We start from the raw sequence: 6,367 nt of genomic DNA, 5'->3' as shown, positions 1-6,367 counted from the left end.
AAGCTGCAAGCTTGCAAAAGGATGAGTTGCGCGGCGGGGCCGTCAACGATTGTTTCGTTTTTTACTATGCAAGACTGCGAGGCAAACCGCGCAGCTCGATGCTACGCGGGTTTTGCTTGCAGCTTGAAGCTTGCCGCTTGCAGCTGCTTAGAGCTTGATCCACGTCGCCTTCAGCTCGGTGTACTTGTCGAAGGCGTGCAGCGACTTGTCGCGGCCGTTACCGGACTGCTTGAAGCCACCAAAGGGCGCGGTCATATCGCCGCCGTCATATTGGTTGACCCAGACGCTGCCGGCGCGCAGGGTGCGGGCGGCGCGGTGGGCCTTGGACAGATCACTGGTCCAGACCGCGGCGGCCAGACCGTAGATGGTGTCGTTGGCGATCTGCATGGCTTCGTCAAAACTGCTGAAGCCGATGACCGAGAGCACCGGCCCGAAGATTTCCTCGCGGGCAATACGCATGCTGTTGGTCACGCCGTCGAACACGGTCGGCTCGACAAACAGGCCACCGGTCTCTTCCATCACCCGCTTGCCACCCAGCTTCAGGGTGGCGCCGTCGGCGTGACCCGCTTCGATGTAGCGCAGCACGGTGTCGATCTGGGTGGTATCGACCAGCGCCCCCACACTGGTAGTCGGGTCCAGCGGGTGGCCCGGTGCCCAGCTGCGCTTGAGCGCCTCGACCACCTTGCCAACAAACGCTTCGCGAATCGACTCCTCGACCAGCAGGCGCGAACCGGCGGTACAGACCTCACCCTGGTTGAAGGCGATGGCGCTGGCCGCCGCCTCGGCGGCGGCGTCCAGGTCCGGCGCGTCGGCAAAGACCACGTTCGGGCTCTTGCCGCCGGCCTCCAGCCACACGCGCTTCATATTCGATTCACCGGCATAGATCATCAGCTGCTTGGCAACGCGGGTCGAGCCGGTAAACACCAGCGTATCGACATCCATGTGCAAAGCCAGCGCCTTGCCCACGGTGTGTCCGTAGCCGGGCAACACGTTCAGCACACCTGCTGGCAGGCCGGCTTCCAGCGCCAGTGCAGCAATGCGGATCGCGGTCAGCGGCGACTTTTCCGACGGCTTGAGGATCACCGAGTTGCCGCTGGCCAGCGCCGGGCCCAGTTTCCAGCTGGCCATCAGCAGCGGGAAGTTCCAGGGCACGATAGCGGCGACCACCCCCACCGGCTCGCGGGTCACCAGACCCAGCTCGTCGTGCGCCGTAGGCGCGACCTCATCGTAAATTTTGTCGATCGCCTCGGCGCACCAGCGAATCGAGCGCGCCGCGCCGGGAATATCCACCGCCAGCGAGTCGCCAATCGGCTTGCCCATGTCCAGCGTCTCCAGCAGTGCCAGCTCCTCGCAGTGGGCATCGATCAGGTCGGCAAAGCGTTGCAGGATGCGTTTGCGCTTGGCTGGCGCACTGCGCGACCAGACGCCACTGTCAAAGGTGGCGCGGGCACTGGCGACCGCCTGGTCGGCGTCGGCCTGATCGCAACTGGCAATCTGCGCCAGCACGCGGCCGTCGATGGGCGAGACGCACTCGAACGTCTCACCGCTGGCCGCCGGCTGATACTGTCCGCCGATATAGGCCTGCCCCTGAACCTGCAACGCCGCCGCGCGTTGCTCCCAATCCTGCCGACTGACTGCCTTGCTCATGTTCTGCTCCTGACGAGGGCGCCGCTCGGGGCGCGCGGGACAATGCAGGCAACAGTAATCAGGCGACGACAATATTTCAATATTTTTGACAAACTGGCAGATGAGCGCCTCAACAAGGCGGCAAAGGTTGCTTTACGTTTGTTTTTTTTGACATAGAATCCAAACATCATTGCCCCTCCAACCTCGGAGTCTTCCATGACTATCGCCAGCATCATCGATTTCGCCAACGCCGACACGCCGGCCGAGCACTACCGCCCCGACGACGCCAAGATCATCAGCGGCGACCCCTCGCAAAACGTGCGGAATCACTACAGCAGCCCCGACGGACAGTTCAGTACGGGTATCTGGGAGGCCGAGCCAGGGCACTGGACAGTCAGCTACAGCGAACACGAGTACTGCGAAATTCTGGAGGGCGAGTCCGTGCTCCACGATGCCGACGGCAACACCCGGCTCCTGCGCGCCGGTGACCGTTTCGTCATCCCCGCCGGTTTCAGCGGCAGTTGGGAGGTACGTCAGCGCACCCGCAAGGTCTATGTGATCTACGAGCCGGGCGCCGATCAGGCACGCTGAAGGCAGCTCAGGTTTGACCCGCCGCCGGTAAACGCCTAGCGTGGGGGCGAGACAGTCAAGGACGGGGCACTGCGGTGCAACATTTTCAGACTCTTGCCGGCCTGCTGCTGATGTTGGCAGCAACGCATACGGCGTACGCGCAGGAAGCTGCGCCGGTGGAGTTCGCCCTGGCGGACTTTCCGCCGTACTTTCAGATTGATGAACGCAACGAGCCCAGCGGCCCGGTACTGGAGCTGGTAGCAGCGCTGTTCGCCGAGGCAGAGCAACCCCACATTGTTCGTGGCTATCCGGCTGCGCGGCTGTATCAGCGCCTGGAGCGGGGTGAGACGGCGGTGTCGATGGGCGGCGCCGGGCATCCGGAGATGGCCCGCACCAGCCTGCGCGGCAGAGCCCCCATCTTCACCGTCGAGCTGAACATCTATCGCAAACCGCAGCAGCCTCAGGTTCGCCAGCCCGCCGAGCTGGCCGGCAAGAGCGTGATCCTGATCAGTGGCTACACCTACGGCGCGCTGGCGCAGCAGCTGATGTCGCCGGCGTCGGGCGCCCGCGTTGCCCACGCGGCAAGCCACTCCAGCGGCCTGCAGATGCTGCTGCATGATCGCGCGCACTACCTGATCGACTATGCCGACCCCATGCGCGGCCTGCTGGAGAATCTGCCCGACAACAGTATCACCAGTGACCCGCTGGTACAGATCCCCGTCTACCTGTTTGTCTCCCGCGCCTTCCCTGACGGCCAGGCACTGCTGCAGCGCCTGGATGCGGCTTTCAGCGCCCTGGAGCAACGCGGCGAAGTGCAGCGCATTCTGGCAACAACAGCCTATTCGCCCTAGGCGCGCAGGGGCCTGATTACAAAAAACACATTGGTCTAAACGTGACCAGGCGGTTACATTTCTCGTCAGCAATGACATCCCAACCAACAAACCCCAGCCCCGTTGGCAACATCTGATCGCCAACCTGCCTGCTAACCCGCAGGCCCGGGCCCAGCGAGGAGTTCAGCCTGATGTCGCGTTTACCGGTCATCGTCGGCTTTGGCGGCTACAACGCCGCCGGCCGCAGCTCATTCCACCATGGTTTCCGCCGCATGGTGATCGAGTCTCTGCCTGCTGCCGAGCGCCAGCAGACACTCGTCGGGCTGGCCGTCCTGATGAAGCTGGTGCGAGTCGAGGGCGATCAGTATCTGGACGCCGACGAGCAATCGCTCAGCGCCGCCGAGGTTGAGCAGCGCTTCGGCCAGCAGGTGCTCGACAGCACCCTGGTACGACGCATTGAAAAACGCTATCTGGATGTCGATGCGGCGCACTGGCAGAAGAACCTGACCGTGACCGGCGAAGCAGGCAAGCCGTTCTCCTTCATCACCCTCGCCAAGCAGCTGCCCGAGCCACTGCCGAGCGACTGGGCAGTCGAGCCGCTGAACGACAGTGACGTGATGGTCACCGTGTACGATGGTTGCGATCTCAAGGTCGACAGCTTTCGCGCCCTGCCGGTTAAATCCGCCGGGCAGCTGCCTAGCGGCCTGGAGCCGGGCGAACTCTACGCCTCGCGTTTCCACCCACGCGGCCTGCAGCTGACCATCGTCGCCGCCACCGACGCCCTGCGCTCGGTCGGTATCGATTGGCAGACCATCGCCAATGCCGTGGAGCCCGACGAAGTCGCCGTATTCGCCAGCAGCGCCATGAGCCAGCTGGATGAAAACAGCTTCGGCGGTCTCATGCAGTCGCGTCTGAAAGGCGGCCGGGTCAGCGCCAAGCAACTGGCACTGGGCCTCAACAGCATGCCGGCCGACTTTATCAATGCGTATATTCTCGGCAGCGTCGGCACCACCGGCGCCATCACCGGCGCCTGCGCCAGCTTCCTCTACAACCTGCAGAAAGGCAGCGACATGATCACCAGCGGCCGCGCCCGCGTGGTGCTGGTCGGCAACGGGGAAGCGCCGATTACCCAGGAATGCATCGAGGGTTACGGCGCCATGGGCGCACTGGCGACCGAAGACGGCCTGCGCCAGATCGGCGGCAGCGAAGAGGTCGACTTCCGTCGCGCCAGCCGCCCGTTCAGCGCCAACTGCGGCTTTACCCTGGCCGAGTCCGGCCAGTTCTTCGTGCTGATGGACGACGCCCTGGCGATGGAACTGGGCGCCGACATCCACGGCGCGGTACCTGACGTGTTCATCAACGCCGACGGCTTCAAGAAGTCGATTTCTGCGCCTGGCCCCGGCAACTACCTGACCATGGCCAAGGCCGTGCACAGCGCCATGCAGATTGTTGGCCCGCAGGCCGTGCAGCAACGCAGTTTTGTCCACGCGCACGGCTCCAGCACACCAGCCAACCGGGTCACCGAATCGGAGATCCTCGACCGCGTGGCCGAAGCCTTCGGCATCCAGAGCTGGCCCATCGCGGCGGTCAAGGCCTACGTCGGCCACTCACTGGCCAGCGCCAGCGCCGACCAACTGGTGGCGACCCTGGGCAGCTTCAAGTACCAGATCATCCCGGGCATCAAGACCATCGACCAGGTCGCCGATGACGTGCACCAGCAGCGCCTGCTGATCAGCACGCGCGATGTCGACCGCAGCGCACTGCCGCTGGAAGTGGGCTTTATCAACTCCAAGGGCTTTGGCGGCAACAACGCCAGTGCCGTGGTGATCGCCCCGACGGTCGTCGAACGGATGCTGAAAAAACGCTACGGCGCCGAGGCATTCGAGGCCTGGCAGCAGCGCCGCGAACAGACCCGCGCTGCGGCCGAGGCCTACAACCAGCGCGCGCTCAAGGGCCAGCTGGATATCATCTACAACTTCGGTCAGAACATGATCGACGAGTCCGCGATCCAGATCAGCGATGCGCAGATTCAGGTGCCCGGCTTCAACAAGGCGCTGACCTTCCGCACCGATGAGCGCTTCAAGGACATGCTGGACTGATTGACCGCGGGGCACGGCCTGCCGTGCCCCGCTCCTGCCTCAGGCCGCCTCGGCCAGTTTTGCCAGCCACGTGGCCTGCTCGGCCTCACTCAGCAGACTCGCCGTGATGCTATTGCGCGCCAGCGCGACAGCCTGCTCGCGGGTCATGTTCAGCGCATCGCGCACGGCCTCGAAGTTGGCCAGCAGGTAACCGCCAAAGTAGGCCGGATCATCCGAGTTGATGGTCACCTTCACGCCCTGCCCGAGCAGCTCAAGGATGTTGTGCTCGGCCATGTCGGCAAACACCTTCAGGCGCGTGTTCGACAGCGGGCACACCGTCAGCGGCATCTGCTCGGCAATCAGTCGCTGCACCAGTGCCGGGCTTTCAACGCAGCGCACACCGTGATCAATACGCATCACCTTGAGCAGATCCAGCGCCTGCTCGATGTACTCGGCGGGCCCCTCTTCGCCGGCGTGGGCAACGCACGCAAAACCGGCCTCGCGCGCCATGGCAAACACCCGCTCGAACTTGTCCGGCGGATTGCCCTGCTCGGAGCTGTCCAATCCAACAGCCACAAAGTGCTCGCGCAGCGGCAGCGCCTCTTGCAGCGTGGCAATGGCGTCCTCTTCGCTTAGATGCCGCAGAAAACTGAGAATCAACCGTGAGCTGATACCCAGCTGGGCCTGCCCGTCAGCCAACGCACGGGAGATGCCGGCCAGCTGCAGCGCGATAGGAATGCCGCGTACCGTGTGCGTCTGCGGATCAAAGAAGGGCTCGACGTGCACCACACCATCCGCCGCGCAGCGCTGCAGGTAGGCCCAGGTCAGATCATAGAAATCCTGCTCGGTGCGCAGCGCATCAGCGCCCTGATAATAGAGATCAAGAAATTCCTGCAGGTTGCCGAACTCGTAGGCGCCCCGCAGCGCCTGAACATCGGCGTAGGGCAAGGTGATGCCGTTGCGCTCGGCCAGGGCAAACATCAGCTCGGGCTCGAGGCTGCCCTCAAGGTGCATATGCAGCTCGGCCTTGGGCAGCGCACGGAGAAAATCGGTATCGGGGAAGGACATAGGCAACTCCTGGAATCCTGCTGCACGAACGTGCAGTTCATGCAGCAAAGGATATGCCAAGGGCGGGTTTGCTGTCCTGCATGCGGATCATATCCATCCGAGGCCCGGCAGTTGCCTTGCCTATCAATGGCGCGGTTGCTTAGTCAGCCTTTCGCCTTCTCGGCGAGCCAAGGGGGGCTACTTGCCCAGCCCCCC

Annotated in this window: 5 protein-coding genes; 3 read left to right on the top strand and 2 right to left on the bottom strand. The window is 63.7% G+C overall.

Annotation, left to right across the window (positions count from 1 at the left end; all coding sequences use genetic code 11):
• Positions 1 to 147: 147 nt before the first annotated feature.
• A complete protein-coding gene (locus ASB58_RS13885; protein WP_096004540.1) occupies positions 148 to 1,647 on the bottom strand; it encodes an aldehyde dehydrogenase in 1,500 nt (499 codons plus the stop codon).
• 195 nt (positions 1,648 to 1,842) lie between these two features.
• Here ASB58_RS13885 and ASB58_RS13880 point away from each other — a divergent pair, with 195 nt between their 5' ends.
• From ASB58_RS13880 to ASB58_RS13870, 3 genes are all read left to right on the top strand, one after another.
• Entirely contained in the window at positions 1,843 to 2,217 is a 375-nt protein-coding gene (locus tag ASB58_RS13880; protein WP_118131286.1) for a cupin domain-containing protein, read from the top strand.
• Between the two features lie 74 nt (positions 2,218 to 2,291).
• A complete protein-coding gene (locus ASB58_RS13875) occupies positions 2,292 to 3,047 on the top strand; it encodes a substrate-binding periplasmic protein (protein WP_118131285.1) in 756 nt (251 codons plus the stop codon).
• Between the two features lie 170 nt (positions 3,048 to 3,217).
• Positions 3,218 to 5,125, top strand: coding sequence for a beta-ketoacyl synthase (locus ASB58_RS13870; protein ID WP_118131284.1), 1,908 nt, complete (start codon positions 3,218 to 3,220; stop codon positions 5,123 to 5,125).
• Positions 5,126 to 5,164: 39 nt separating this feature from the next.
• On the opposite strand, the gene ASB58_RS13865 is transcribed toward ASB58_RS13870, so the two are convergent.
• Complete coding sequence (locus ASB58_RS13865) at positions 5,165 to 6,172, bottom strand: adenosine deaminase (protein ID WP_118131283.1); 1,008 nt, start codon at positions 6,170 to 6,172, stop codon at positions 5,165 to 5,167.
• Positions 6,173 to 6,367: the final 195 nt, after the last annotated feature.

Source organism: Pseudomonas abyssi (assembly GCF_003444685.1).
Taxonomy (GTDB): Bacteria; Pseudomonadota; Gammaproteobacteria; order Pseudomonadales; family Pseudomonadaceae; genus Halopseudomonas; species Halopseudomonas abyssi.
Note: the sequence above shows the minus strand (reverse complement) of the source record. Positions and strands in the feature narration are given on the sequence as shown.